Genomic DNA, 24,535 nt, shown 5'->3' with positions numbered 1-24,535 from the left:
GCGCCCCAGTCTGGCAGGACCGCGGGCGGGCGACGCGTCAGTGCAGTTCCGCGACCGACCGGCGGATCGCCTCGCGGTCGGGCTTCCCCGACGACAGCACCGCGAGCTCGTCGACCAGGACGAGACGCGAGGGACGGGCGTGCGCGCCGATCTCGGCCGCCACCGCCTCGCGCGCCTGCCCCAGCTGTTCCGCCTCGCTGCGCCGCAGCACCTCGCCCCGCGGCGCGACGATCACCGACGCCTCACCCCAGCGCTCGTCCGGCACCGGCACCACCACCGCCTCGTGCAGCCCCGGCACGCGCCGCACGATGCGCTCCACCCTGTCCAGCGAGATGTTGATCCCGCCCGACACGATCACGTTGTCCGCCCGGCCGTGCACGCGCACGACCCCGTCCTCCACGAGGCCGAGGTCGCCCGTGCGGTACCACCGGATGCCGTGCTCGTCGTGCAGGAAGGTGCGAGCCGTGAGCGAGCCGTCGCCCAGGTAGCCCTCCGCGAGCATGGGTCCGGCGATGCGGAGCTCGCCGTCGACCACCCGCACCGCGACCGTGTCGAGCGGCACGCCGTCGTACACGCAGCCGCCGCTGGTCTCGGTCGAGCCGTAGGTGCGCACGATCCGCACGCCCAGGTCGCCCGCGCGCTCCCTGAGCGGCTCCGGCAGCGCCTGCCCGCCCACGAGGATCGCCCGGTACGCCTGCAGTGCCGCGCGCACGGCGGTGTCCTCCGCCGCGTCGAGCAGCGTGGCGATCTGGGCGGGCACGAGCGAGGTGTACAGCTCGGGAACACCCGCCGCACCCGCCGGGCGCAGCATGGCCAGCGTCGCCTCGGCAAACGACACCGGGGAGAAGCGTCCCTCGATCTGCCGCGGCTCCGTCCCGGCGAGGAGCGAGCGCACCATGACCTGGAGCCCGGCGACGTAACCGGCCGGGAGCGCGAGCAGCCACCGTCCCTCGCCGATGCGCGCGGCCGTGGCCTCGGCGCTCGCCCGCAGCGCCTCCGCGCTCAGGGCCACGCGCTTGGGGATGCCGCTCGACCCCGAGGTCGCGATGACCGCCGCTATGCCGTCCGCCACGTGCTCCGGAGCACCGCCCAGCATGCCGAAGCCGAGCGCCGGGCCGCCGTCGAGCGCCCGCTGGAGTGCGTCCCGCAGCTGTCCCGTGTCTTCCGCATCGGTCGGGATCAGGGCGGTCATGCGTGCCTCCGGGATGTGCTCGGTCAGTAGTGCCAGGGGAAGGAGGACCAGTCGGGCGCGCGCTTCTCCAGGAACGAGTCGCGACCCTCGACCGCCTCGTCGGTGCCATAGGCGAGACGGGTGGCCTCTCCCGCGAACACCTGCTGGCCCACCAGCCCGTCGTCGACCGCGTTGAACGCGAACTTCAGCATGCGGATCGCGGTGGGCGACTTGGTGAGCACGGTGCGCGCCATCTTCAGCGCCTCGCGCTCCAGCTCGGCGTGCGGCACCACACGGTTCACGGCGCCCGCCTCGTACGCCCGCTGCGCGGAGTACTCCTCGGCGAGGAAGAACACCTCGCGCGCGAACTTCTGCCCGGCCTGGCGCGCCATGTACGCGGAGCCGTAGCCGGCGTCGAAGCTCCCCACGTCGGCGTCGGTCTGCTTGAACCGCGCCTCTTCGGCCGACGCGATCGTGAGGTCGCACACGACGTGCAGCGAGTGTCCTCCGCCGGCCGCCCATCCGGGCACGACCGCGATGACCACCTTCGGCATGAAGCGGATCAGGCGCTGCACCTCCAGGATGTGCAGGCGCCCGACGGCCGCGCGCGACTGCCCGTCGATCAGGGCGGTCTCGGAGTCGGAGTACTTGTAGCCGTCGCGGCCGCGGATGCGCTGGTCACCGCCGGAGCAGAACGCCCAGCCGCCGTCCTTCGGGCTCGGGCCGTTGCCGGTGAGGAGCACCGCGCCGATGCGGGCGTCCTGCCGGGCGATGTCGAGGGCGCGGTAGAGCTCGTCGACCGTGTGCGGCCGGAACGCGTTGCGCACCTCGGGCCGGTCGAACGCGATGCGGGCGACACCGCCGTCGCGCGACACGTGCGCGGTGATGTCGGTGTAGTCCTCGGCGCCGGGCGCGAGCACCCATTCGGACGGGTCGAACAGGTCGGAGACGAAGGCATCGGTCACGTCTCCCAGCCTATTCCCCGCCTCCGAGCGACACGGAGTGCACCCACCCGGTCCGGGTGGGTGCACTCCGCGGGTCAGCGCCGGCGAGCCTTGCGCCAGCCGTCGACGATGTCCCAGCCGACGCCCAGTGCGATGCCGAATCCGAGCAGCACGGCGAGGATGCGGAAGATCCCGCCCTCGTCGGCGGCCTCGGCGTCACCGGCGGCGAATCCGTCGCCGCCCGCCGCGACGATGTGCGCGAGGAAGTCCGGGTTCACCAGGTCGCCGGTGAGGAGCAGGGTCAGGGTCCAGGCGAGGAAGGCCACGGCGAGGACCGTGTTCACCACGGCGAGCGCGGTGCTCCACCCGCGGCGACGGTAGACGACGATCGCAAACACGGCCTCGGCGACGATGAGGAGGAACAGCACACCGATCCCCCACGGCCACAGACCGGGGTCGAGGATGGGCAGTGCCTCGCCGTCGACCACCACGAAGCCGCGGAACCGATCCCAGAGCAGGGCGCCCACCGCGAGCCCGAGGAACACGAGCGAGGCGATCAGCTCGTTGCGGCCGACGCCGTCGTCCGACGCCTCGGGCAGCTGGTCGACGTCCCATTTCATCCCGGCGTCGGTGCCCGACCGTTCCAGGATGACGAACACGAGCGTGGTCCAGAAGCAGACGTGCAGGATGGTGCCCCCGGTCGCCAGGACGGCGCTGGAGATCACCTCGCCGACAGGGGCTCCCGCGATCGTCTGTCCGAGCGCCACGCCGCCGAGCGCGCAGACCGGCACGATCATCAGCAGCAGCTTCAGCAGCCGCCACCAGGCGAGGTAGTACCGCGGGCCGATCAGGTGCAGCGGGCGGTCGGCGTATCCCGCGGCGAGGGCTCCGGGATCCCCCAGCGCCGTCAGCGCGGCGCGCTCGGCCTCCTGCGGGTCCTCCCCCAGGTCGATGCGGGCTTCGACGGCGTCGGCGATGGACGCCTCGAGCTCGGCACGCACGTCGCCCTGCGTCTCGGGCGGCAGACTGCGGATCGTCGCGCTGATGTAGCGCTCGGTGAGAGTGGCGGTCATGTCAGTTCTCCTCGGTGGTGAGGGAGGCGATCGCGGCGGTGAGCGCGCGCCATTCGTCGGTGAGGGTGTCGGCCAGGCGCATGCCGGCCTCCGAGGTGCGGTAGAACTTGCGCGGCCGTGCCTCGTCGGTGTTCCACTCGCTCGTCAGGTACTCCTGCTTCTCCAGCCGGCGGAGAAGGGGGTACAGCGTGTTCGCGTCGGTCGCGAAGCCGCGGCGCTCGAGCTCTTCCAGCAGCCCGTAGCCGTAGCCCGCCGTGCGCAGCAGCTGCAGGCAGGCCAGCACCACGGTGCCGCGGCGCAGTTCCTGCAGGTGCGTGTCGAGCGTCTCGTTCATGTCGATCACATTACTGTGCGTCACACACCATTGTCAATGGCACTTGTTCGTGCGGCGCACGCTCGGGGTCGTCGGCGCGTGGATCCGTCGCCGCGCGGCCCGTGGCGCAGAATGAGGGCATGATCCCTCCGCTCGCAGAACTGCTCGACACGGCCAGGGTCGTCGCCCTCCCGATGCACACCCGGTTCCGCGGCGTCGACACCCGCGAGGCGCTGCTGTTCGAGGGGCCGGAGAGGTGGGCCGAGTTCTCGCCGTTCGTGGAGTACGACGACGCCGAGGCCGCCACGTGGCTCGCCGCCGCGATCGACTACGCCTGGCGCGCGCAACCGGCCCCCGTGCGCGATCGCATCGGCGTGAACGCGACGGTGCCCGCGGTCGAGCCCGGCCGGGTGCCGGAGGTGCTCGCCCGCTTCCCCGGGTGCCGCACCGCGAAGGTCAAGGTCGCCGAGCCGGGACAGCTGCTGGCCGATGACGTCGCCCGGGTCCGCGCCGTCCGCGAGGCCATGGGACCGGAGGGGCGCGTCCGCATCGACGCCAACGGACTGTGGAACGTGGACGAGGCCGAGCACGCGGTGCACGCCCTGGCGGAGTACGACCTGGAGTACGTCGAGCAGCCGTGCGCGACCGTGCCCGAGCTGGCCGAACTGCGCACCCGCGTGAAGTACATGGGCATCCCGGTGGCCGCCGACGAGAGCATCCGCAAGTCGGACGACCCCCTCGCCGTCGCCCGCGCCGGGGCCGCGGACATCGTCGTGATCAAGGCGCAGCCGCTGGGAGGCGTCACCCACGCGCTGCAGATCGTGACGGCAGCGGGACTCCCGGCGGTCGTGTCCAGCGCGCTCGACACCGCGGTCGGTCTGTCACAGGGCGCCGCACTGGCGGCCGCGCTGCCCTCACTCGGCTTCGACTGCGGCCTCGGCACGGGCTCGCTGTTCCTCGACGACGTGACCGACCTCCGCCCGGTCGACGGCGCGATCCCGGTCGGGCGCGTCACCCCGGACGCGGATGCACTCACGCGCCTCGCCGCGGCGGACGAGCGGCGCGAGTGGTGGCTGGCCCGCCTGGCCCGCTGCCACCACGAGCTCGCGACGCGGAACCCGGGCTAGGACTCGACGAGCAGTTCCACGAGGCGACCCAGCTCCTCGCCGCCGGAGTGGCGCAGCTCGGCGTCGTCGCGGCCGGCCATCGCTCCGCGCACGGTCATGCCCTCCCAGATGATCATGAGCATGCGCGCGGCGTCGGTCGCGGGCAGGCGCAGCCGCAGCGACCCGGCCTCGACGATGTCCTCCACGATCCGGGCGATGCTGCCGACCATCTCGCGCTCCTGCGCCAGATAGGCCTCACCGAACGCGGGATCGCGCAGCGCGCGGATGCGGATCTCGCTCATGAGCATCACGCCGAGCCGGTCGTCGCTGCCGAGCTCCATGATCTGCTGCACGAGGTCGGTCGGGTCGCACCCGTCGCCGAGCTCGCCCTCCGCGCGCATCTGCTCGACGCGCGTGCGCACGGCGGCCACGCGGGCATCGGCCACCCGCGCGGCGAGCATCAGGAACAGCTCGTCCTTGGAGTCGAAGTTGGAGTAGAACGCGCCGCGCGTGAAGCCCGCGCGCTCGCAGACCGCCTCGACCGACGCCCCCTCCAGGCCCACCTCGGCGAACACCTGCGCCGCCGCGTCGAGCAGGCGCGCCCTCGTGTTCTCACGGCTGCGCGTGGCCGTTGCCGCCATGCGTTCCCTCCCGGTGCGATTCGCCTCGTGTTCACACCCGGCACACAGAATCGCGATGCCGGATCACCTTACGATACATCTATGTATTGGATACACCTGTGTATCCAGCTCACCCCCACCGAGGAGAACCCGTGTCCACACTCCTGTCGTCCCTCGGACGCTGGTCGTTCCGGCACCCCTGGCGCGTGCTGGTCTCCTGGCTCCTCGCCCTCGGCATCGCCGGCGCGGGTGCCGTCGTGCTCGGTGCGGGCACGGACAACACGTTCTCCATCCCCGGCACGGAGTCGCAGGCGGGCCTCGAGCAGCTGTCCCGCTCCTTCCCGCAGGTGAGCGGCACCAACGCGCAGTTCATCGTGGTCGCCGCCGACGGCGACAGCATCGACGACGACGCGTACCGCGAGCCCATCGACGACGCCGTGTCCGCCCTCGGCGATCTCGACCAGGTGCTGGCGGCGACCTCGCCGTACGACGAGATGGTCGACGGCATGATCAACGACGACGACACCGCGGCGATCGTGCGCGTGCAGTTCGACGGCGAGTCCACCGACGTGTCCGACGAGACGAAGGACGCCCTGCGCGCCGTGGTCGCTGACCTCGGCGCCGAGCTGCCCGATGGCGCCCAGACGTCGCTCGGCGGCGACCTGTTCGCGATCTCCATCCCGGGCGTCACGCTCACCGAGGCCGTGGGGCTGCTGATCGCCCTGCTCGTGCTCATCGTCACGTTCCGCTCGTTCGTGGTCGCCGGGCTGCCGCTGCTCACCGCGATCCTCGGCGTCGGCATCTCCATGGCGGGCATCTTCACCGCGACCGCGTTCGCCACCGTCTCGTCCACCACGCCGCTGCTCGCGCTCATGCTCGGGCTCGCCGTCGGCATCGACTACGCGCTCTTCATCGTCGCGCGGCATCAGGATCAGGTGCGCGACGGCGTCGACCCCGAGGAGTCCACCGCGCGCGCCGTCGGCACCGCCGGTTCCGCCGTCGTGTTCGCCGGCGTCACCGTGCTCATCGCGCTGATCGGCCTCGGCTTCGCCGGGATCCCCTTCCTCACCACGATGGGCATCGCCGCCTCGGTCGCGGTCGCGGTGGCCGTCGCGATCGCCGTGACCCTCACGCCCGCCCTGCTCGGCTTCCTCGGCCACCGCGTCGCCGGGCGCCCGAAGAAGCCCCGGGCGAACACGTCGCGGAAGACGAAGAAGGTCAGGGCGGCCACGGCCCGCGCGGCGTCGGAGGCCTCCGACGGCGCCGAGGCGCCCCCGGCCGAACCCCGCCCTCGGGGCAGCCGCCGCTGGGTCGCCGGCGTCACCCGGCGCCCGATCCTCGTGTCCCTCGCGATCGTCCTCGGTCTCGGCGTCGTCGCCGTCCCGGCACTCAGCCTCGACCTCGCGCTGCCGAACGCGGGCGTGCTTCCGAAGGACTCCGAAGCGCGGCAGACCTACGACCTCGTGGGCGAACAGTTCGGTCCCGGGTTCAACGGCCCGCTCATCCTCACCGGCACCATCGTCACCTCCACCGATCCGCTCGGTCTGATGGAGGACCTGGGCGACGCGGTCGCCGACGTCCCGGGGGTCAAGGAGGTCGCGCTCGCCACCCCCAACGAGACCGCCGACACCGGCATCGTGCAGATCATCCCGGAGACGGCGCCCGACGACCCCGCCACCGCCGACCTCGTGCGCGAGCTGCGCAGCCACCACGACGAATGGCTCGACGAGTTCGGCATCGACCTGAAAGTCACCGGCTTCACGGCGGTCGGCATCGACATCTCCGACCAGCTCGGAGCCGCCCTGCTGCCGTTCGGCATCTTCGTGATCGGCCTGTCGCTCATCCTCCTCACGATCGTGTTCCGCTCGCTCTGGGTGCCGATCACCGCGGCCGCCGGTTACCTGCTGTCGATCGTGGCCGCGTTCGGCGTGGCGGGTGCCGTGTTCGAGTGGGGCTGGTTCGCCGACGCCCTGCACGTCGCGAAGGTCGGCCCCATCATCAGCTTCATGCCGATCATCCTGATGGGCGTGCTGTTCGGCCTCGCCATGGACTACCAGGTGTTCCTCGTCTCGCGCATGAGAGAGGACTTCGTGCACGACCCCGACGCGAAGAGCCCGGACCGGACGACCCGTCGCGCGGCCGCGCTGCGCGCCGTGCGGAGCGGCTTCTCCGGCTCCGCGAAGGTCGTCACGGCCGCCGGACTCATCATGTTCGCGGTGTTCGTGGCGTTCGTGCCCGAGGGCGACTCGTCGCTCAAGCCCATCGCGCTCGGGCTCGCGGCCGGCATCGCGATCGACGCGTTCCTGGTGCGGATGACCCTGATCCCCGCCCTCATGGCGATCCTCGGCGAGCGCGCGTGGGAGATCCCGGCCTGGCTCGAGCGCATCCTGCCGAGCGTGGACATCGAGGGCGAGGCGGTGGAACGCGAACGACACCTCGCCGCGTGGCCCGGCGACGGCTCCGTCGTGGCAGCCGACGACCTCACGGTGGGCGGCGACATCGCCGCGCTCGACGGCCTGTCGCTGCGCCTCGCACCGGGGAGCGCGGTGGTGGCCACCGGGCTCGACGCCGCCACGCTGCGGGTGCTCGCCCTCACGATCGCCGGACGGGTGCCGCCGGGCGAGGGTCGCCTGCGCGTGGCGGGGCACCTGCTCCCCGGTCGCGCCGCGTGGGTGCGTGCCCACGTCGGCTGCGTGCTCGTGGACGACCAGGACGCGACGGCCCCCGACCTCGCCGAGGCGCTGCGCGGACGCACCGAGCTCGTGGTGCTCGACGGCATCGACCGCCTCGACGGCGCCGCCCGGGATCAGCTCGCGGCCCGACTGCGCGACACCGCGGCCCGCCGCCCCCTCGCCGTGTTCGCCACCGCGGTCGACGAGACCGCGGCGCGCTCCCTCCTCGCGGACGCCGGATGGTCGTCCGCCGACACCCTGGACCTCCGCGACCCGCACCGGGCCGCCGCCGACGCCACCGAGGTGACCGCATGACCCTCCCCCTCGAGCGCGCGCGCTCCCGCAAGCCCATCACGTGGCTGACGATCCTCGGCGTGCTGCTGCTGCCCGCCGCGATCGGCGGCATCCTCATGGCCGCGCTGTACAACCCCACGGAGCGGCTGGAGTCGATGACCGCCGCGATCGTGAACCTCGACGAGCCGGTCGAGATCGACGGGCAGGTCACCCCGCTCGGACGACAGCTCGCCTCCGGGCTGGTCGAGGGCTCCGACGACCTCGACTCGAACCTCACGTGGGTCATCTCGAACGAGGAGGATGCGGCCGACGGGCTCGCGGACGGCTCGTACCAGGCCGTCATCACGATCCCCGAGGACTTCTCGGCCGCCGCGACCTCGGGCGGGCAGGCCGTGGCGGACGGCGGCGGCGACGCGGAGCAGGCGACGATCCGCGTCACCACCCCCGACGACGGTCTCGTCGCCGACGACCTCATCACGAGCCAGATCGCGAACGTCGCCGCGTCGACCCTCGGCACCATGCTGTCGGAGGCCACCACCGAGAACATCCTCGTGGGCTTCACCACGATCGGCGACCAGATCGGCGACGCCGCCGACGGTGCACTCCAGCTCGCGACCGGCGCCCGCGACGCCGCCACCGGGGCGGCGGAGATCCCCGACGGCGCGACACAGCTTGCCTCCGGCGCTGCACAGCTCGGCACCGGCGCCTCCTCGCTCGCGTCGGGGCTCGACACGATCGCGGGCAAGACGCGCGAGGCCGCGGCCGGCGCGGGGCAGATCGGCAGCGGACTCACCGCGGGTGCCGCGCAGCTCCAGGCCAGTGTCGCCCCGACGCAGCAGCTCGTCGGCGGGATCCAGTCCGCCGCCGGGTCGGCGCAGACGGCCGGCACCGACGCAGCGGCGCTCGCCCAGAGCCTCGGCGCCCTCGCGGCGGGCGCGTGCACGCCGCCCGTGACCGACCAGGCGCAGTGCGACCAGCTCACCGCGCTCGCGACCCAGGCCGGGTCGGTGGCGCGGTCGGCGGGCACCGCGGCGGGCATCCTCACCAGCCCGGAGGTGTCGGGCGGCGTGGCGGCGCTCCCCGGCACCCTCGGCACCCTCGCATCGAGCATGGGGCAGGCCGGGACCGGGGCGACCCAGCTCGCGGACGGCCTGACCCAGCTCGCCAGCGAGGGCATCGGCCCCTCGGCGGCCGGGGCACGGGCTCTGGCGACCGGCGCGACCCAGCTCACGGACGGCGCGAACCAGCTCGCGGAGGGTTCCACCGAACTCGTCGCCGGCCTCGACACGCTCGCCACCGGCACGGGCGATCTCGCGGGCGGCCTGCGCACCGCGGCCGACTCGCTCCCCTCGTTCAGCGACGACGAGTCCACCTCGCTCGCGTCGGTGATCGCCGACCCGGTCGCGGCGGACGCCCCGGAGAACGCGATCTTCGGCCCGACCGCGATCCCGCTGCTCACCGCGGTCGTGCTGTGGTTCGGCAGCCTGGCGTCGTTCCTGGTGCTGCGCGCCCACACCGCCCGCACCCTCACCTCCCGCCGCTCCTCCGCGGCCCTGGCCCTGCGCGGGTTCTGGCCCGCCGCGGCCATCGGCGCCGCGCAGGGCCTGCTGGTGTCGCTCATCGTGCAGACCGTGGCGAGCTACGACGCCGCCCAGTGGTGGGCCTTCGCCAGCACGGCCGTGCTCGCCGGGGTCGCGTTCGCCGCCGTGAACCAGGCGCTCGTGGCCGTGTTCGGCGGGATCGGGCGCTGGATCGCCGCGCTCGTGGGCGTGCTCGCGGTCGCGACCGGCCTCATCTCGACCGTGCCCGGCTGGCTCGCCGCGATCGGTGCCGCCCTGCCGACGGCTCCCGCGTTCACGGGCCTGATCTCCGCGAGCGGCCCGGCGGTGGCCGCGCTCATCGTGTGGGGCATGCTGTCGCTCGTCGCCACGACCGTGGTGGTCGCGGTCCGCCGCACCACCACGGCGACCGCGGTCCTCGCCCCCGCCTGACTCCCGTCAGCGCAGACGAAACGCCCCGGCCCTCTCAGGGGCCGGGGCGTTCTCGTCGCGGTCGCTTCTGCTGCCCGGGGGCAGCGGATCAGCTCAGGCCGGAGTATGCGTGCAGGCCCTTGAAGAACACGTTGACGATCGTGAAGTTGAAGATCACCGCGGTGAAGCCGACGATCGACAGCCACGCCGAGGGGTTGCCGCGCCACCCGCGCGTCGCCCGCGCGTGGATGTAGCCCGCGTAGAGCACCCAGATCACGAACGTCCAGGTCTCCTTCACGTCGAAGCCCCAGAAGCGGCTCCACGCGTAGTACGCCCAGATCGACCCGGCGATGAGGGTGAACGTCCACAGGATGAAGCCGATGATCGAGAACATGTACGCCAGGCTCTCCAGGCGCTCCGCGGTCGGGAACGTGCGCAGGAAGCCCGGTCCCGTCTTGGCGGCGCCCTCGCCGAGCAGACGCTCGCGGCGGGACTGCATCAGCTGGATCACCGACAGCGCGAACGCCAGCGCGAAGAACGCGGTCGCCAGCGACGCCACGAACACGTGGATGATGAGCCACACGCTCTTGAGCGGGTCCATCAGCGGCGAGACCTCGACGTAGAAGTTCGTCGCCCCCAGCCCGAGGAGCACCACCACGAGCCCCGTGATGAACGTGCCGAGGAAGCGCAGATCGAGGCGCGTGAGCACCACGAGGTACACCGCGATGATGAGCAGCGTGCCGACCATCGCGAACTCGTACAGGTTGGCCCACGGCACCCGGCCGGCGGCGATGCTGCGGGTCACGGTGGCCGCGAGGTGGAACACGAACCCGAGCACCGTGAGCGACGTGCCGATGCGCGCCATCACGAAGCGCTGCGGGGCAGCGGTCGCGGCCGGGGCCCCGGTCGCGGGGGATGCCGCGCCACGGACGCCGCCCGCCGCCACCAGTTCGCCCTCCCGCACGGAGACGGCGTCGGCGGAGGCCTGGGAGCGGCGCGCGAGATCGAAGGCGTACGCCACGAAGGCGGCCGCATAGATCGCGATCGCGGTCCACAGCAGGACAGGCGAGATCACGGTGAGCTCGAGCATGGTGTCAGTCTACTTTCGTGGTGTCGGCGGCCGGGGGTGCGGTTTCCGCGGACGCGGTCTCGGCCTCCGCGTCGTCGGGGGTGCGGGCGACGGTGCCGCCCGCGGCGTCGAGCAGTCGGGCGTGACCGTCGCGGATGTCGTCCACGGCCCGCGCGAGCGTCGGGTCCTCGCCGCGGGCGAGCGCCGCGTACTCCAGCTCCACCGCGCCGTCGGCGGCCGTGGCCTTGACCCACACGCGCCGTCGCGGCACGAACAGCGCGAGCATGAGCCCGGCCAGCGCGAGGATGGCGAAGCCCAGCACGAACACGCCGGATTCGTCGCGGTGGATCTGCAGGGAGGCGAAGCGCTTCACCGACTGGGAGGCATCGGTCGCGCCCTCCGGCGACTCGTCCTCGAAGGTGACCGAGCCGAGCCCGTTCGGCAGCTCCGCGGTCTCGCCCGGCGCGAGCTCGATCGACTCGACGTCGGTCGAGCGCCCCGTGAGCTTGGTCATGTCGGACGTGTCGAGCACGTACACCGAGCGCGGCACCCCGTCGTTGATGCCGAGGTCGCCCGTGTACACGTCGAGCGTGAGGGTGGGGTTGGTCAGGTCGGGGTAGCCGGAGAAGAACGCACCGGAGTCGAGCACACCCGTCGTCGGGTAGAAGAAGCCGACGAGGCCCACCTGCTCGGCGAGGCCGTCCGGCACCTTGAGCACCCCGAGCGAGGTCATGTTCGTGTCCTGCGGGAGGAACGGGGTGCTGCCCGTGAACACGACCGTGCCCTCGGGGTCGCGCACGGTGACGGTCGGCGCATAGCCGTTGCCGAGCAGGAACACGTCGTCGTCGGCGACGCCCAGCGGCTCGTTCACCTTGACGGAGCCCTCGCGCTCCTCGCCGTTCTCGAGGATGGTCATGTTGGCCGAGAAGTTCCCCGCCTGACCCGAGCCGGGCTCGCCGAACGGCTGGTACGTCACGTCGAACGAGTCGAGGCGCATCGAGTAGGGCGCGAACGCGTCGTCGGTCACGAAGCGGCCGCGGTTCATGGAGTCGTAGTCGAGCAGGGTGTTCGCGAACGTCTCCCCCTCCACCAGCACCCGCTGCCCGGTGTACGCGAAACCGCCGCCGACGCCGATCGTCACGAGCACGCCGACCAGAGCCAGGTGGAACAGCAGGTTCCCGGTCTCGCGCCAGTACCCGCGCTCGGCCGACACCGAGAACGTGCGGCCGCGGTCGTAGCGCTCCACGCGGTAGCCGAGCGCCTTGAGCTGCGTCGTCGCGACATCGATCGCGGCGGCCGCCTCCGCCTCCGCGTCACCGGTGCCCGTGCCGGAGCCGGCGACCGGGTCGCGCGTGACCGACCGGTGGTCCTCCAGGCGCTGGAGCCGGGCGGGAGTCCGCGGCGGACGCGCACGCAGCGCCTTCGCGTGGTGCTTGATGCGCGGGATCACGCAGCCCACGAGCGACGTGAACAGCAGCAGGTAGATGGCGGAGAACCACGGCGACAGGTAGACGTCGAACAGCTTCAGGCCGTCGAGGATCGGGAACAGGTCGGGGTTGTCGCGTTCCCACTGCGTGACGCCGTTCGGGTCGGCCATGCGCTGGGGGAAGATCGAGCCGGGGATGGCGGCGATCGCGAGCACGAGCAGCAGGATCAGCGCGGTACGCATCGACGTCAGCTGACGCCAGCCCCACCGCAGCCAGCCGACGACCCCGAGCCGCGGCTGGGTGATCGAGTCGTCGCCGTCGACGTGGTCGGACGGACGGAGCGGATCGCTGGAGTCGCTGTTCACGGCACCCTTGTTCTTCGTGGTGGTGTGCTCTGCGCGGTCAGAGCGGGAGGATGACACTGCCGATCACCGCCGTCAGCCGGGACATGATGTCGGTCCACAGCCCGGTCACCATCAGCACGCCGAGCAGGATGAGCATGACGCCGCCCACGATGTTCACGATGCGCACGTGGCGGCGCAGGAAGCCGATCGCCCTGGTCGCCCAGCCGAAGCCGAGGGCGACCAGCAGGAACGGGATGCCGAGGCCGAGGGAGTACGCCAGCCCGAGGAAGCCGGCGCGCACCGGGTCGCCGGCGTTGAACGACAGCGCCAGGATCGCGGCGAGCGTCGGCCCCATGCACGGCGCCCAGCCGATGCCGAGCGCGACACCCAGCAGCGGAGCGCCGATGATCCCGGCCTTGGAGTCGACGTGGAAGCGGAACTCGCGCTGCGCGAAGCCGAACAGGCCGAGGAACACCAGCCCCATCGCGATGATCACGACGCCGAGGATGCGCGTGATGAGGTCGCCCCAGCGCAGCAGGAACGCGCCCGCCGTGCCGCCGAGCACCGTGAAGAGGATGAACACGACCGTGAAGCCGAGGATGAACAGCAGCACGCCCAGCACGAGGCGACTGCGGGTCGCGGTCTGCGTCGTGCCGTCGGCGGAGCCTCGCGGGGCGACCGCTCCGCCCAGGAATCCGAGGTAGCCGGGGACGAGCGGGAGCACGCACGGCGACACGAACGACACGAGCCCGGCGAGCATCGCCACGGGCAGCGCGAGCCAGAGGGCGCCGGAGCCGATGATGACGTCGGGGTTCACGGCGCCTCCGCGCGGGTCACGAGTCCTCCGCGAGGGCGTCCTTGACGAGCGTGGAGAGCACGGAGGTCCCGTCGATCGGCCCGATGATCTTCGCGGCCACGCGGCCCTGCTTGTCGAGCACGAGGGTGGTCGGGGTGGCCGAGATCGGCACGGCCTCCGCGAACGCGAGCTTGGCCTCCGCGGTGTCGACGTCGATCAGGCTCGGGTACGTGACGCCGTACTCCTCCGCGAACGCGGTGGCCGTGTCGGCCTGGTCGCGCGTGTTGACGCCGATGAAGGACACGCCCTGGTCCTCGTACTCCTTCCAGACGCTCTCCAGATCGGCCGCTTCGAGGCGGCACGGGGCGCACCCGGCGTACCAGAAGTTGACGACGGTGACGTCGCCGGCGACGTCGGCGCTGTCGAAGTCGTCACCGGTCTCGGTGACCCCGCCGAACTCGACGGGTTCGCCACGTTCGGCGACCGGGATCTCGACGATCGCGCCGTCCGCGGCGACGTAGCCGGTGTTCTCCCCGCTCAGGAAGGATTCGCTGACGGCGTCGGGGGCGCACGCGGTCAGGCCGACGGCGAGCACCGCGGCGAACGCGGCTCCGACCGCTCGGCGGGCATGCCGGGGGTGGGAGGTGCGGCCGCGGCGAATCGGAGGGATTCTGGGGGCGAGGGGCACGGCTCCGAGTTTACGCAGAGCATCCTATGCATCGGCCGGGTACCCCCCGGGGGGAATCAGAGGCGCGCGAGCACGTCGGCGACGCTCGCGCGGAAGCGCGGGCACGTCGCGATGTCGTGCGCACGGCAGCCCATCGCGTGCTCGGTCATCTCCCGCGAGCGCCGCATCTCCTCCATGCGCCGGTCGAGGTCGTCGAGGTGCTGCTGCAGCACCTGGTGCCGGCCCGCGCTGCCGTCGTCGAGCAGCACGGCGATCTGCTCGAGGCTCATGCCGGCCGCCTTGCTGCGCTGGATCACGGCGATCCGCACGACCTCGTCCTCGCCGTAGCGTCGCCGACCTGCCGCATCACGCGGCGGGCGGAGCAACCCGACCGACTCCCAGTGCCGCAGCACGTGGGTGGGCAGGTCGAAGCGGGCGGCGACCTCGCCGACGGACCAGGGGTGGCTGTCGCTTGACTTCATGTTGACATGAAGTCACACACTGGCGAGGAAGGCAAGAAGAGAGGACGACACCATGCACGACGCGATCGTGATCGGGGCGGGACCGGCCGGGCTCCAGGCGGCCCTGACCCTCGGACGCATGCACCGCTCGGCGCTGCTGCTCGATTCGGGCGAGTACCGCAATGGGACGGTGCAGCACATGCACAACATGATCGGCGAGGACGGCACACCCCCGGCGGAGCTGCGCGCCCGCGCCCGGCGGGAGCTCACCGCCTACGACACGGTGACCGTGCGCGACACCGCGGCGCGGCGCATCGAGGGTTCCGCCACGGAGGGCTTCCGCGTGACGCTCGCCGACGGCTCGGTCGAACGCGGACGACGCGTGGTGCTCGCGACCGGCGTGGCCGACGACCTCCCCGCGGTGCCGGGACTCGCGCCGCTGTGGGGGCTGAAGGCGTTCACCTGCCCGTTCTGCGACGGCCACGAGCACGCCGGTCGTCCGATCGCGATCCTCGGCCCCGCCCCGCGCGCGGAGCACCTGATCGGACTGCTCGGGCCCGTCGTCGGCGACATCACCGTGGTGCCGGTGGACGCGCCGCTCGGCGACGACGACCGCGCTCGGCTCGAGGGCCTCGGGGTGCGGGTCGCCGGGCCTGCGGCCGAGGTCTCGGAGCACGGCGCGGGGGTGCGCGTGCGCACGGCCGACGGCGACCTCGACGTGGCCGGAGTCTTCGTCGCCGCGGCCTCGGCGCGCCAGCGCGCCCCCTTCGCGGCCGACCTGGGACTGCGGATGCTCGACTCCGGCTCGATCGAGATCGACGAGCTCGGACACACCTCGGTCGGCGGCGTCTTCGCGGCGGGCGACCTCGCCCATCGCGCGACCCTCCCCGGGCCGATGGCCGCGGTGCTGCTCGCCGCCGCGGCCGGTCAGCTCGCGGCGATCGGCGTCATCCGGTCACTGCTGGAGGACGCCCACTGAGCCCGAGGCCACGGGCGCGGGGTGACGGCGGCGGGTCAGACCGCGCCGACGTCGACCGCGTCGCCCGTGGCGGCGGGCTCCGCGTAGGCGACCTCGCGCCACACGTCACCCACGCGCTCGAACGAGGTGACGCTCGACAGGGCGCAGCGCCGCGTGCGGGGGTCGTGCTGCAGCGGAAGCCCCGCCACGCGCAGGTGCGTGATCCAGATGGGCGCCTGGTGCGACACCATCACGATGTCGCCCTCGGTCGTGCTCTCCAGTGCGGCCGTCCACGCCTCATCCATGATCCCGAGCATGCGCTCCGCGATCGACGCGTACGGCTCGCCCCAGCTGGGGACCGACGGCTGCCGCAGATGCCACCAGTTGAGCGGGTTCATCAGCGACCGGCGCATGCGGGTGCCCTCGAAGACGTTCGTCGGCTCGATCAGACGGATGTCGATCTCCGGCACCAGGTCGAACCGCTCGGCGAACGGCTCCGCCGACTCCTGCGCGCGCTCCAGCGGCGAGGCGTACAGCGCCGCCACGGGGTCGCCGAGCTGCGCCACGTGCGCGGCCGCCGACGCCGCCATCCCGCGGCCCGCGCGGCTCAGGTGATAGTCAGGCAGCCGGCCGTACAGCACGCGGGCGGGGTTGTGCACCTCACCGTGCCGCACGAGGTGCAGTCGCGATACCCCCACGTCAGATCTCGCGGTAGCGGGAATCGCCGAAGCCGAGGATGAAGTATCCGATGAACGAGAACACGAAGAGGAGGAAGAAGGAGAAGACGCCGCCCTTGCCGAAGCGGGCGCCGACCTTCACGGCCACGACGATCGCGAGCACCACGTTGGCGATCGGCACCAGGTAGAGCAGGACCCACCAGCCCGACATCCCGGCGATGCGCAAAAGGAAGATCGCGTTGACGATCGGGATGAGGGCGAGGATGCCCGGATATCCGGCCTTGGTGAACACCTTCCACCAGGCGACGGCGAGGAGGATGTAGAAGATCAACGCCACCACGCCGGTGGTCCCGGAGAGGAACTGGCCGAGGAAGTCGGGGACGACCGGGACGTCGGCCGCGGGGACGAGAGCGAGGTTCATGGGGGCACCTTCCGTTCACAGACACCCTACTGAGGGACGGGCCGTCCCGTGAGAAGGGGCCGCGCACCCCCGTAGACTGGGCGGGTTCTCCATTTCCCAGATCAGAAGGAATACTCCGTGCTGCGCACCCACACCGCAGGCTCCCTGCGCGCCGAGAACATCGGTCAGACCGTCACCCTCACCGGGTGGGTCGATCGTCGTCGTGACCACGGAGGCGTCGCGTTCATCGATCTGCGGGATGCCTCGGGCATCGCCCAGGTGGTCATCCGCGACGAGGAGGTCGCCCACCCGCTGCGCAACGAGTTCGTGCTCAAGGTCACGGGCGAGGTCTCGCGCCGCCCCGAGGGCAATGCCAACCCGAACCTCCCGTCGGGCGAGATCGAGGTCATCGCGGCCGAGGTCGAGGTGCTGAACCCCTCGGCTCCGCTCCCCTTCCAGGTCTCCACGGCGCTGGCCGACACCGAGACCGTGGGCGAGGAGGCGCGTCTCAAGTACCGCTACCTCGACCTTCGCCGTCCGGCCGCGGCCTCCGCGCTGCGTCTGCGCTCCGACGTGTACAAGGCCGTCCGCGACGTGCTGCACGCCGACGGCTTCACCGAGGTCGAGACCCCCACCCTCACCCGCTCCACCCCCGAGGGCGCCCGCGACTTCGTGGTGCCGGCGCGGCTGCACCCGGGCAGCTGGTACGCGCTGCCCCAGTCGCCGCAGCTGTTCAAGCAGCTGCTCATGGTCGGCGGCGTGGAGAAGTACTACCAGATCGCCCGCTGCTACCGCGACGAGGACTTCCGCGCCGACCGGCAGCCCGAGTTCACGCAGCTCGACATCGAGATGAGCTTCGTCGAGCAGGAAGACGTGATCGCCCTCATGGAGTCGCTCATCGTGGCGATGTGGAAGACGATCGGCGTGGAGGTGCAGACCCCGCTGCCGCGCATCACCTACGCCGAGGCGATGGCGAAGTACGGCTCCGACAAGCCCGACCTGCGCTTCGGGCTCGAGCTCGTCGAGGCGACCGAGTACTTCGCGGACACCCCGTTCCGGGTGTTCCAGGCCGAGTACGTCGGCGCGGTGCGTATGCCCGGCGGCGCCTCGCAGCCGCGCAAGGTGCTCGACGCCTGGCAGGACTGGGCCAAGCAGCGCGGCGCCCGCGGTCTCGCCTACGTGCTGTTCAACGAGGACGGCACCCTGGGCGGCCCCGCCGCGAAGAACCTGTCCGAGGCGGAGCAGGCGGGTCTCGCGGAGTTCGTGGGCGCCGAGCCGGGCGACTGCGTGTTCTTCGCCGCCGGATCCACCAAGGAGAGCCGGGCGCTGCTCGGCGCCGCGCGCGTGGAGATCGGCCGCCGCCTGGGTTACCTGAACCCGGACGAGTTCGCGTTCACCTGGGTCGTCGACGCCCCGATGTTCGAGCCCGCCGCCGACGCGGTGGCCTCGGGTGACGTCGCGGTGGGCGCGGGCGCCTGGACGGCCGTGCACCACGCGTTCACCGGCCCGAAGCCCGAGTTCGAGGACACGTTCGACACCGACCCCGGCTCGGCCCTCGCCTACGCGTACGACATCGTGTGCAACGGCTCCGAGCTCGGCGGCGGCTCGATCCGCATCCACCGCGAAGACGTGCAGAAGCGGGTCTTCGAGGTCATGGGCATCAGCGACGAGGTCGCGCAGGAGCAGTTCGGCTTCCTGCTCGACGCGTTCTCGTTCGGCGCTCCCCCGCACGGCGGCATCGCGCTGGGCATGGACCGCGTGCTGCAGCACCTGTCGAAGACCGAGTCGATCCGCGACGTCATCGCCTTCCCGAAGTCGGGCAACGGGTACGACCCGCTGACCTCCGCGCCCGCCCCGATCACCCCGGAGCAGCGCGCCGAGGCCGGCGTGGACTACGAGCCCGACGACGACGCGGCCTGAGCCGCTCGCGCACGATCAGGCACTCGCGCCGGGTCGGGCGGTTCCCCACGGAACCTGCCCGACCCGGCGTCGTCGTGTGAGCCGCGGACGGTTCAGCGGAGCGAGGCGAGAGCCGGGACGATGTTCTCGTTCCACACGTCCACGCCCAGCTTCGCGATGAGCGCGACGACCACCACGAGGAACACCACGCGGATGAACGTGGTGCCGCGCGAGATCGCCATGCGCGACCCCAGGTAGCTGCCCGCGACGTTCGCGACCGCGAGGATGCCGCCCAGCAGCCACAGCACCGACCCGTGCGGGATGAACAGCAGCAGCGCGCCCAGGTTCGTGGCGAGGTTCACGATCTTCGCCTTCGCGCTGGCCTGCAGGAAGTCATAGCCGAGCAGCGCCACGAGGGTGATCACCAGGAACGTGCCGGTGCCCGGCCCGATCATCCCGTCGTAGAAGCCGATGCCGAGGCCGGCGAGGCCCGCCATGAGGTGGTGCTTGTGGCCGTGGAAGCGCAGCTGCGTCGCGGCGCCGAGCTGCGGGCGGAGCGCCGTGAACAGGGCGACCGCGAGGAGTGCGACCACGATGATCGGCTTGAACGCGGCGGGCGGAAGCACCGTGGCGACCGCGGCTCCCCCGAACGAGCCGAGCAGCGCGATCACCGCCATGGGCAGAGCCGTGCGGATGTCGGGTTTCGCGCGACGGTAGTACGTGACACTGCTCGTCGCCGTGCCGAACACCGACGCGAGCTTGTTGGTGGCCAGGGCCTGCACCGGCGCGATACCGGGGATCAGCAGCAGCGCGGGCAGTTGCAGCAGACCCCCGCCGCCCACGACCGCGTCGATCCAGCCGGCGCAGAACGCCGCGACGATCACGAGGATCAGCATCCCCCAGGTGAGCTGCTCGAGCCCGAGCACCGTGCCGATATCCACCCGGCCATGATTCCAGAGAGTGCACCCTCCTCCCGCATCCGCGCCCCTGAGAGACTGGTGCCATGCTCGACGCCCTCCCCCTGCCCTTCCCCTTCCCGTCGCGCGTCGGCGAGGCCGTCCTGCGGCGGGCCACCCTGGACGACACCGATGCGGTGATCGCGCTGCTCGCCGACGACCCCATCAGCGCCGCCCGCGGTGATGTGGCCTCCGACGAGGATCGCCCCGCCTATGAGCGCGGCCTGACGGACATCCTCGACGACCCGTCCAACGACCTGCTGGTGGTCGAGCTCGGCGGGGCCGTCGTCGGCACGTTGCAGCTCACGTCGATCCCCGGCATGGCACGCCGCGGAGCCCGTCGCCTGCTGGTCGAAGCCGTGCGCGTGCGCAGCGATCTGCGTTCGGCGGGTCTCGGCGGGGCCGTGATGCGCTGGGTCGGGGAACAGGCCGCGCCCGCGCTCGGCGCCGCGATGGTGCAGCTGACCTCCGATGCCGCCCGCACCGACGCGCACCGCTTCTACGAGCGTCTCGGCTACGTCGGCTCGCACCGCGGCTTCAAGCTCACCGTCCCGCACTGACCGGCGGCCGCGCCGGCCCGCCTGTCGGTCCCGCGCCCGCGCGCCACCCATCGGACACCGTCCGTTCACCGCGGCCGCCACGAGCGGCAACCTCCGGCTCGTAGTGTCCTCTCGCAACCCGACCCCGGCGAACCCGCGCCGGGCACCGAGAGGATACTCATGGCACGCTTCACCCGCCGCGCGCGCATCGGCGCCGGCATCGCCCTCGCCACCACGGCCGCGCTCGCACTGAGCGCCTGCTCCGGCGCCGCCGACGCGTCGGGCTCCGGCTCCGGAGAGTCCGACGTCGACGCGTCGGCGGCCACGTCGGTGGCCGACTTCGGCACGTTCGCCGATCTGGAGGCCGCCGCCAAGGCCGAGGGACAGCTCAACGTCATCGCGCTCCCGCGCGACTGGGCGAACTACGGCGAGATCCTCGATCTCTTCGCCGAGAAGTACCCCGAGATCACGATCAACGAGGCCTCGCCCGACGTGTCCAGCGCGGAGGAGATCCAGGCCGCCGAGACGAACAAGGGCCTCGACACGGCGCCCGACGTGTTCGACCTCGGCCTCACCGTGGCCCTGCAGAACACCGACGCCTTCGCGCCGTACACGGTGCAGACGTGGGACGACATCCCCGACGAGCTCAAGGAGCCGAGCGGGCTGTTCGTGGGCGACTACGGCGGGTACATGTCGATCGGCTACGACTCGTCGAAGTACGACGCACCGTCCGAGCTCGACGACCTGCTCTCCGCCGACTACAAGGGCGCGGTCGCGATCAACGGCGACCCCACGCAGGCCGGTGCCGCGTTCGCCGCGGTGGGCCTCGCGACCGTGCAGTCGGACGGCACGCTCGACGACTTCCAGCCCGGCATCGACTTCTTCTCCGAGCTGCAGAAGGCCGGCAACCTGCTCAAGGTCGACGTGACCACCGCCACCATCGCCAGCGGTGAGACCCCGGTGGTGTTCGACTGGGACTACCTGAACGCCGCCCACACGGCCGACAACCCCGACTGGAAGGTCGTCGTGCTCGACGGCACCGGTTACGCCGGCTACTACAACCAGGCCATCAACGCCGACGCCCCGCACCCGGCCGCCGCGCGACTGTGGCAGGAGTTCCTCTACAGCGACGAGGTGCAGAACCTGTGGCTGAAGGGCGGCGCCCGTCCGGTGCGCATGGAGGCCATGACGGAGGCGGGCACGATCGACGCCGACCTCGCCGCCGCGCTGCCCGAGGCACCGGCGGAGACCGTCGTGCCGACCGAGGAGCAGTCGACGAACGCCGGCACGCTGCTCGGCGAGAAGTGGGCCGCGGCGGTCCAGTGACCACCGTCGTCGCACCGGGGGCGGACGTCGCGGCGTCCGCCCCCGCCCCCACCGCCGGGCCCGCGCGTGACGCGGGGGCCCGGCGGTCCGCGCCGTCGTTCGCGTGGCTGGGGCTGGTCCCCTTCGCGGCCTACGTGGTGCTGTTCCTCGCCGTGCCGACGGTGCTCGCCGTCGGCTCGGGGTTCTTCGATGACGACGGCGCGGTCACGATGGCGAACGTGGAGGCACTGGGCGACCCCGTGGTCCTGAGGACGTTCGCGAACTCGGCCGGGCTGTCGCTGCTCACGGCCGCGGTCGGAGCGGTCGTGGGGGCCCTGGTCTGCTACGCGCTGCTCGGCGCTCCGCCCGAGGGCGCCGTGCGCCGGGCGGTCGATGCGGCAGCCGGGGTGCTCGCCCAGTTCGGCGGGGTGATGCTGGCGTTCGCGTTCATCGCCACGATCGGCATCCAGGGGGTGGTCACGGTCTTCCTGCGCGACACGCTCGGCGTCGACATCTTCGCGAACGGCACCTGGCTCTACGAGCTGCCCGGGCTCGTCCTGCCCTACATCTACTTCCAGGTGCCGCTCATGGTCATCACGTTCATGCCCGCCCTCGCCGCCCTGCAGCCGCAGTGGGCCGAGGCGAACCTCACGCTGGGCGGCACGCGGGCGAGCTTCTGGCTGCGCATCGGCCTGCCCGTGCTCGCGCCCTCGTTCCTCGCCAGCCTGCTGCTGCTGTTCGCGAACGCCTTCTCGTCGTACGCGACCGCCGCGGCGCTGGCCAGCCAGGGCTCGCAGATCGTGCCGCTGCAGATCCGTACCGCCCTCACGAGCGAGACGCTGCTGGGGAGGGAGAACCTCGCCGGGGCGCTCGCCCTCGGCATGATCGTGGTGGTCGGCGTGGTGATGGGCCTGTACTCGCTGATCCAGCGCCGGGCTGCGCGGTGGCGCTCGTGAACCGTCTCGCCCCGTCCCGCACCACGCGCTGGGTGATCGGTGTGCTCGTCGGCGCTTTCTTCGCTGTACCGCTCGTGTCGACGTTACTGTTCACGCTCCGTGGTGCCGACGGACCGTCGTTCGAGCACTGGGCCGCGCTGTTCGACCCCGCTGCGACGGCCGCGCTCCGGCCGATCTGGACGGGACTCGGCAACTCGCTGATCCTCGCCGTCGTGACCGTCGCGATCGTCCTGCTGGTACTGGCCCCGACGATGATCCTGGTGAACCTGCGCTTCCCGCGGCTGAAGCCCGCGTTCGAGTTCCTCGCGCTCCTGCCCATCTCGATCCCGGCGATCGTGCTGGTGGTCGGCCTCGCACCCCTCTATCTGCAGATCGGTCGCACCCTCGGCACCGGCACCTGGACGCTCGCGTTCGCCTACGGCATCACCGTGCTGCCGTTCGCCTTCCGGTCGATCCAGGCGGCGATCGACGCGGCCGACCTTCGCACGCTGTCGGAGGCGGCCCGTTCCCTCGGCGCGAGCTGGCCGGCCGTGGTGCTCCGCGTGCTCGCGCCGAACCTCCGCCAGGGGCTGCTGGCCGCGTCGCTGCTGTCGATCGCCGTGGTCCTGGGAGAGTTCACGATCGCCTCCCTCCTGAACCGTCCGGTGTTCCAGACGGCGATGCTCGTCGTGCAGAAGCAGGACCCCTACGCGCCGACGATCTTCACCCTGCTGGCGCTGCTGCTCGTCTTCCTCCTGCTCCTCCTGATCGGCCGCGTCGCACGCGGCTCCCGAAAGGCCCGCTCATGACCCTCGACCACGCCCTCCCCCGCACGAAGGACAACCTGCTGCTCGCGCGGGCCGGCGAGGGCACCCGCGTGCAGCTCGAGGGCATCGTGAAGCGCTACGGCGGCACGACCGTGCTGCACGGCGTCGATCTCGACATCGCGCCGGGCGAGTTCGTGTCGCTGCTGGGCCCGTCCGGATGCGGCAAGACCACGCTGCTGCGCGTGCTCGCCGGGCTCGAGGTCGCGGATGGCGGTGCGGTCCTGCTCGGCGGCGGAGACGTCTCTCGGGTGGCGACCAACAAGCGCGACATCGGCATGGTGTTCCAGTCGTACTCGCTGTTCCCGCACCTGCGCGTGGTCGACAACACGGCCTTCGGTCTGCGACGCCGCGGAGTCGGCCGGGCCGAGGCGGCACGACGGTCGCTCGACGCCCTGGCTCTCGTTGGTCTCGCCGACCTCGCCGATCGCTTCCCGCACCAGTTGTCGGGTGGGCAGCAGCAGCGGGTCGCCCTCGCGCGGGCACTGGTCGCCGAACCCCGGGTGCTGCTGCTGGACGAGCCCCTGTCGGCGCTCGACGCGAAGGTGCGCGTGCAGCTCCGCGACGAGATCCGCCGCCTCCAGCTCCGACTGGGCATCACCACGGTCTTCGTCACGCACGACCAGGAGGAGGCGCTGGCCGTGTCCGACCGCATCGCCGTGATGAACGCGGGGCGCATCGAACAGATCGGCACCCCGGAGGAGCTGTACACCGCTCCGTCCACGGCGGGGGTCGCCGCGTTCGTCGGGCTGTCGAGCGTGGTGTCCGGTGTCGCGGAGGGCGACCACGTCGTGGTGTGGGGGCAGCGCCTGCCGTTGCAGACGCCGGCCGACGGCCCGGTCGACGTGTACCTGCGACCGGAGAACGTGCACTTCGCGTCGGAGGCGGACGCGGCGACCGATGCTCTGGTGGAGGAGAGCACGTTCCTCGGCAGCATGCGCCGCACGCTGGTGCGCACGGAGTCGGGCGAGCTCGTGCGCGTGCAGCACGCGCCGGGTGTGCACCCCGCGTTCGGCGACCGCGTCCGCATCGCGGTCGACCCGGAGCCCGTGGTGGTCCATCCGCGCGGCTGAGCGGCGGAGGCCCACCTGGAACGTCGGAGACCCCGCGGCCGT

General features: G+C 72.0%; 23 protein-coding genes. 10 read left to right on the top strand and 13 right to left on the bottom strand.

What is annotated here, in order from left to right:
* Nucleotides 1-37: 37 nt before the first annotated feature.
* The 4 genes from KV394_RS08970 to KV394_RS08955 form a co-directional block, all read right to left on the bottom strand.
* Nucleotides 38-1,192: an AMP-binding protein gene (locus KV394_RS08970; protein WP_205812773.1), complete on the bottom strand. Its 1,155-nt coding sequence runs from the start codon at nucleotides 1,190-1,192 to the stop codon at nucleotides 38-40.
* Between the two features lie 23 nt (nucleotides 1,193-1,215).
* Nucleotides 1,216-2,136, bottom strand: a complete 921-nt coding sequence (locus KV394_RS08965) for a 1,4-dihydroxy-2-naphthoyl-CoA synthase (protein WP_247981274.1) — start codon at nucleotides 2,134-2,136, stop codon at nucleotides 1,216-1,218.
* Between the two features lie 74 nt (nucleotides 2,137-2,210).
* A complete protein-coding gene (locus KV394_RS08960) occupies nucleotides 2,211-3,188 on the bottom strand; it encodes a permease prefix domain 1-containing protein (RefSeq protein WP_247981273.1) in 978 nt (325 codons plus the stop codon).
* 1 nt (nucleotide 3,189) lies between these two features.
* Nucleotides 3,190-3,522 carry a PadR family transcriptional regulator gene (locus KV394_RS08955; protein WP_136029762.1) on the bottom strand — a complete coding sequence of 111 codons (333 nt, stop codon included), beginning with the start codon at nucleotides 3,520-3,522 and terminating at the stop codon, nucleotides 3,190-3,192.
* 119 nt (nucleotides 3,523-3,641) lie between these two features.
* Here KV394_RS08955 and KV394_RS08950 point away from each other — a divergent pair, with 119 nt between their 5' ends.
* Nucleotides 3,642-4,628: an o-succinylbenzoate synthase gene (locus KV394_RS08950; RefSeq protein WP_247981272.1), complete on the top strand. Its 987-nt coding sequence runs from the start codon at nucleotides 3,642-3,644 to the stop codon at nucleotides 4,626-4,628.
* Here the strand turns inward: KV394_RS08950 and KV394_RS08945 are convergent.
* The gene (locus KV394_RS08945; RefSeq protein WP_136029756.1) at nucleotides 4,625-5,248 is read right to left on the bottom strand and encodes a TetR/AcrR family transcriptional regulator; all 624 of its coding nucleotides are present in this window, start codon (nucleotides 5,246-5,248) and stop codon (nucleotides 4,625-4,627) included. The genes KV394_RS08950 and KV394_RS08945 overlap by 4 nt on opposite strands.
* A gap of 131 nt (nucleotides 5,249-5,379) precedes the next feature.
* On the opposite strand from KV394_RS08945, the gene KV394_RS08940 reads away from it, so the two are divergent.
* Both KV394_RS08940 and KV394_RS08935 read left to right on the top strand, forming a co-directional pair.
* Complete coding sequence (locus tag KV394_RS08940) at nucleotides 5,380-8,214, top strand: efflux RND transporter permease subunit (protein ID WP_247981271.1); 2,835 nt, start codon at nucleotides 5,380-5,382, stop codon at nucleotides 8,212-8,214.
* A complete protein-coding gene (locus KV394_RS08935; RefSeq protein ID WP_247981270.1) occupies nucleotides 8,211-10,184 on the top strand; it encodes a YhgE/Pip domain-containing protein in 1,974 nt (657 codons plus the stop codon). The genes KV394_RS08940 and KV394_RS08935 overlap by 4 nt, the downstream gene beginning before the upstream one ends.
* An 88-nt stretch (nucleotides 10,185-10,272) precedes the next feature.
* Here the strand turns inward: KV394_RS08935 and ccsB are convergent, their stop codons facing one another.
* From ccsB to KV394_RS08910, 5 genes are read right to left on the bottom strand one after another with little or no spacing between them, the layout of a single operon-like run.
* A complete protein-coding gene (gene ccsB, locus KV394_RS08930) occupies nucleotides 10,273-11,253 on the bottom strand; it encodes a c-type cytochrome biogenesis protein CcsB (protein WP_136029750.1) in 981 nt (326 codons plus the stop codon).
* A 4-nt stretch (nucleotides 11,254-11,257) separates the two neighbouring features.
* Nucleotides 11,258-13,024, bottom strand: coding sequence for a cytochrome c biogenesis protein ResB (gene resB, locus KV394_RS08925; RefSeq protein WP_136029748.1), 1,767 nt, complete (start codon nucleotides 13,022-13,024; stop codon nucleotides 11,258-11,260).
* A 37-nt stretch (nucleotides 13,025-13,061) separates the two neighbouring features.
* Complete coding sequence (locus KV394_RS08920; protein WP_136029746.1) at nucleotides 13,062-13,820, bottom strand: cytochrome c biogenesis CcdA family protein; 759 nt, start codon at nucleotides 13,818-13,820, stop codon at nucleotides 13,062-13,064.
* Nucleotides 13,821-13,836: 16 nt separating this feature from the next.
* The gene (locus tag KV394_RS08915; protein WP_136029744.1) at nucleotides 13,837-14,487 is read right to left on the bottom strand and encodes a TlpA family protein disulfide reductase; all 651 of its coding nucleotides are present in this window, start codon (nucleotides 14,485-14,487) and stop codon (nucleotides 13,837-13,839) included.
* Nucleotides 14,488-14,543: 56 nt separating this feature from the next.
* Entirely contained in the window at nucleotides 14,544-14,948 is a 405-nt protein-coding gene (locus tag KV394_RS08910; protein WP_136029742.1) for a MerR family transcriptional regulator, read from the bottom strand.
* Between the two features lie 52 nt (nucleotides 14,949-15,000).
* Between KV394_RS08910 and KV394_RS08905 the strand changes: the two genes are divergently transcribed.
* Nucleotides 15,001-15,906: an NAD(P)/FAD-dependent oxidoreductase gene (locus KV394_RS08905; RefSeq protein WP_247981269.1), complete on the top strand. Its 906-nt coding sequence runs from the start codon at nucleotides 15,001-15,003 to the stop codon at nucleotides 15,904-15,906.
* A gap of 35 nt (nucleotides 15,907-15,941) precedes the next feature.
* Here the strand turns inward: KV394_RS08905 and KV394_RS08900 are convergent, their stop codons facing one another.
* A complete protein-coding gene (locus KV394_RS08900) occupies nucleotides 15,942-16,583 on the bottom strand; it encodes a histidine phosphatase family protein (protein ID WP_136029737.1) in 642 nt (213 codons plus the stop codon).
* A gap of 1 nt (nucleotide 16,584) precedes the next feature.
* The gene (locus tag KV394_RS08895; RefSeq protein WP_240745361.1) at nucleotides 16,585-16,983 is read right to left on the bottom strand and encodes a DUF5684 domain-containing protein; all 399 of its coding nucleotides are present in this window, start codon (nucleotides 16,981-16,983) and stop codon (nucleotides 16,585-16,587) included.
* 117 nt (nucleotides 16,984-17,100) lie between these two features.
* On the opposite strand from KV394_RS08895, the gene aspS reads away from it, so the two are divergent.
* On the top strand, nucleotides 17,101-18,882 hold the full coding sequence (gene aspS / locus KV394_RS08890; protein WP_206251732.1) for an aspartate--tRNA ligase: 1,782 nt from the start codon (nucleotides 17,101-17,103) through the stop codon (nucleotides 18,880-18,882).
* 92 nt (nucleotides 18,883-18,974) lie between these two features.
* Here aspS and KV394_RS08885 read toward each other — a convergent pair whose 3' ends face one another.
* The gene (locus KV394_RS08885; RefSeq protein ID WP_136036377.1) at nucleotides 18,975-19,757 is read right to left on the bottom strand and encodes a sulfite exporter TauE/SafE family protein; all 783 of its coding nucleotides are present in this window, start codon (nucleotides 19,755-19,757) and stop codon (nucleotides 18,975-18,977) included.
* A 107-nt stretch (nucleotides 19,758-19,864) separates the two neighbouring features.
* Here KV394_RS08885 and KV394_RS08880 point away from each other — a divergent pair, with 107 nt between their 5' ends.
* The 5 genes from KV394_RS08880 (at nucleotide 19,865) to KV394_RS08860 (ending at nucleotide 24,493) form a co-directional block, all read left to right on the top strand.
* A complete protein-coding gene (locus KV394_RS08880; protein WP_136045354.1) occupies nucleotides 19,865-20,377 on the top strand; it encodes a GNAT family N-acetyltransferase in 513 nt (170 codons plus the stop codon).
* Nucleotides 20,378-20,536: 159 nt separating this feature from the next.
* Nucleotides 20,537-21,682 carry an ABC transporter substrate-binding protein gene (locus tag KV394_RS08875; RefSeq protein WP_247981268.1) on the top strand — a complete coding sequence of 382 codons (1,146 nt, stop codon included), beginning with the start codon at nucleotides 20,537-20,539 and terminating at the stop codon, nucleotides 21,680-21,682.
* Nucleotides 21,679-22,617 (top strand): ABC transporter permease, encoded by a 939-nt coding sequence (locus KV394_RS08870; RefSeq protein ID WP_407665434.1) that lies wholly within the window; start codon nucleotides 21,679-21,681, stop codon nucleotides 22,615-22,617. The genes KV394_RS08875 and KV394_RS08870 overlap by 4 nt, the downstream gene beginning before the upstream one ends.
* Entirely contained in the window at nucleotides 22,614-23,405 is a 792-nt protein-coding gene (locus KV394_RS08865; protein ID WP_247981267.1) for an ABC transporter permease, read from the top strand. Before KV394_RS08870 ends, KV394_RS08865 begins: the two co-directional genes overlap by 4 nt.
* Entirely contained in the window at nucleotides 23,402-24,493 is a 1,092-nt protein-coding gene (locus KV394_RS08860; RefSeq protein WP_247981266.1) for an ABC transporter ATP-binding protein, read from the top strand. Before KV394_RS08865 ends, KV394_RS08860 begins: the two co-directional genes overlap by 4 nt.
* The last annotated feature ends 42 nt before the right edge of the window (nucleotides 24,494-24,535 follow it).

It is taken from the genome of Microbacterium sufflavum (assembly GCF_023101165.1).
GTDB lineage: Bacteria > Actinomycetota > Actinomycetes > Actinomycetales > Microbacteriaceae > Microbacterium > Microbacterium sufflavum.
Note: the sequence above shows the minus strand (reverse complement) of the source record. Positions and strands in the feature narration are given on the sequence as shown.

What these genes read in the sequence shown, in the direction of transcription:
- KV394_RS08895 (WP_240745361.1), bottom strand. Translation starts at nt 16,983, where the DNA reads ATGAACCTCGCTCTCGTCCCCGCGGCCGACGTCCCGGTCGTCCCCGAC.
- KV394_RS08970 (WP_205812773.1), bottom strand. Translation starts at nt 1,192, where the DNA reads ATGACCGCCCTGATCCCGACCGATGCGGAAGACACGGGACAGCTGCGG.
- KV394_RS08860 (WP_247981266.1), top strand. Translation starts at nt 23,402, where the DNA reads ATGACCCTCGACCACGCCCTCCCCCGCACGAAGGACAACCTGCTGCTC.
- ccsB (WP_136029750.1), bottom strand. Translation starts at nt 11,253, where the DNA reads ATGCTCGAGCTCACCGTGATCTCGCCTGTCCTGCTGTGGACCGCGATC.
- KV394_RS08945 (WP_136029756.1), bottom strand. Translation starts at nt 5,248, where the DNA reads ATGGCGGCAACGGCCACGCGCAGCCGTGAGAACACGAGGGCGCGCCTG.
- KV394_RS08880 (WP_136045354.1), top strand. Translation starts at nt 19,865, where the DNA reads ATGCTCGACGCCCTCCCCCTGCCCTTCCCCTTCCCGTCGCGCGTCGGC.
- KV394_RS08910 (WP_136029742.1), bottom strand. Translation starts at nt 14,948, where the DNA reads ATGAAGTCAAGCGACAGCCACCCCTGGTCCGTCGGCGAGGTCGCCGCC.
- KV394_RS08935 (WP_247981270.1), top strand. Translation starts at nt 8,211, where the DNA reads ATGACCCTCCCCCTCGAGCGCGCGCGCTCCCGCAAGCCCATCACGTGG.
- KV394_RS08905 (WP_247981269.1), top strand. Translation starts at nt 15,001, where the DNA reads ATGCACGACGCGATCGTGATCGGGGCGGGACCGGCCGGGCTCCAGGCG.
- KV394_RS08885 (WP_136036377.1), bottom strand. Translation starts at nt 19,757, where the DNA reads ATGCTGATCCTCGTGATCGTCGCGGCGTTCTGCGCCGGCTGGATCGAC.
- KV394_RS08950 (WP_247981272.1), top strand. Translation starts at nt 3,642, where the DNA reads ATGATCCCTCCGCTCGCAGAACTGCTCGACACGGCCAGGGTCGTCGCC.
- KV394_RS08960 (WP_247981273.1), bottom strand. Translation starts at nt 3,188, where the DNA reads ATGACCGCCACTCTCACCGAGCGCTACATCAGCGCGACGATCCGCAGT.
- KV394_RS08955 (WP_136029762.1), bottom strand. Translation starts at nt 3,522, where the DNA reads ATGAACGAGACGCTCGACACGCACCTGCAGGAACTGCGCCGCGGCACC.
- KV394_RS08875 (WP_247981268.1), top strand. Translation starts at nt 20,537, where the DNA reads ATGGCACGCTTCACCCGCCGCGCGCGCATCGGCGCCGGCATCGCCCTC.